Here is a 1,457-nt window from a genome sequence, read left to right as displayed (position 1 = left end):
AGGCGAGGGCGGCATGAGGAGGCCGGTGACGAGCGGAGCGGTCATGCCTCCCGGCCTGCTCGACGGGGTGCGGCGGTGGCTGGCCGAGAGCGGGGCCGAACCGACACCCGCGCGGGTGGCGCAGGCGCTGCGGGACCAAGGACGGGTGCTCGGTGACGCCGAGGTGCTCGGAGCGGCCGAGCAGTTGCGGTCCGAGCTGGTCGGCAGCGGACCGCTGGAACGGCTCCTGTCCGAGCCCTCGGTGACCGACGTGCTGGTGTCGGCGCCGGACCGGGTCTGGGTGGACCGGGGCGGTGGACTGGAACTGACCGAGGTGGCCTTTCCCGACGAGACGGCCGTCCGGCGCCTCGCCCAACGGCTCGCCGCCGTGGCCGGCCGGCGCCTGGACGACGCCCGGCCCTGGGTCGACGCGCGGCTGCCCGACGGGACCAGACTGCACGCGGTGCTGCCCCCGGTGGCCGTCGGCGGCACCTGCCTGTCGCTACGGGTCGTACGACCCCGCGCCTTCACCCTCGACGAACTCGTGGCGGCCGGGACGGTCCCGCCGGGCGGGGACCGCGTGCTTCGGGCACTGCTGGACGCGCGGCTGTCGTTCCTCGTCAGTGGGGGGACCGGCAGCGGCAAGACGACCTTGCTGAGTGCGCTGCTGGGACTGGTCGGGCCGGACGAGCGCATCGTCCTGGCCGAGGACTCGGCGGAACTGCGGCCCGACCACCCGCACGTCGTGCGCCTGGAGACCAGACCCGCCAACCAGGAGGGCGCGGGCCTGGTCACCCTCGAGGACCTGGTGCGGCAGGCGCTGCGGATGCGCCCGGACCGGCTGGTCGTCGGTGAGGTGCGCGGCCCGGAGGTGGTCCATCTGCTGGCCGCCCTCAACACGGGCCACGACGGCTCGGGAACGGTCCATGCCAACGCCGCCACCGACGTACCGGCCCGGCTGGAGGCGCTCGGCACGGCCGCCGGACTCGACCGGTTCGCCCTGCACAGTCAGGCGGCGGCCGCCCTCTCGGTGGTGCTGCACCTCGTACGCGACCGGAGCGGGCGGCGGCGGATCGCGGAGGTGCACGTGCTGGAACGGGACCCGTCGGGGCTGGTGCGGACGGTGCCGGCGCTGCGGTGGGGCCCGCAGGCCTTCACCCGGGAGCGGGGATGGCAGCGCCTGCGGGAGCTGCTCCGGAACGCGGACACCGGAGGACCGGACGAGGGGATCGGAGGATGAACGGGACGACCGAGGTGTCGACGGGTGCGGCCGTGGCGTGCCTGGGGACCGCGGCCTGGCTGCTGGGCGGCGGGCATGCCGGGGCCAGGCGGGCGCGGTTGCTGTCGGCCGGTGGAGGCGCGGTGGGCAGCGGACCACCGGGGTGGCTCCGGATGACCCGTGCGTGGGGGCGGACGCGCGGGCGGCTGCGGGCCGAGTGGTGGTCGTTGGCCGCCGGCCTGGTGCTGGCGGTGCTGGG

At 76.1% G+C, this 1,457-nt stretch carries 1 protein-coding gene and 1 pseudogene; both read left to right on the top strand.

Features of this window, described 5'->3' with window-relative positions; all coding sequences use genetic code 11:
* The first annotated feature begins 13 nt into the window (after window positions 1-13).
* The gene (locus B7767_RS16245) at window positions 14-1,219 is read left to right on the top strand and encodes a TadA family conjugal transfer-associated ATPase (protein WP_085572817.1); all 1,206 of its coding nucleotides are present in this window, start codon (window positions 14-16) and stop codon (window positions 1,217-1,219) included.
* A pseudogene (locus B7767_RS16240) lies at window positions 1,216-1,457 on the top strand (hypothetical protein); the annotation flags it as partial. The gene B7767_RS16245 and the pseudogene B7767_RS16240, both read left to right, overlap by 4 nt.

This window comes from Streptomyces sp. 13-12-16 (assembly GCF_002114215.1).
Classification (GTDB): Bacteria; Actinomycetota; Actinomycetes; order Streptomycetales; family Streptomycetaceae; genus Streptomyces.
Note: the sequence above shows the minus strand (reverse complement) of the source record. Positions and strands in the feature narration are given on the sequence as shown.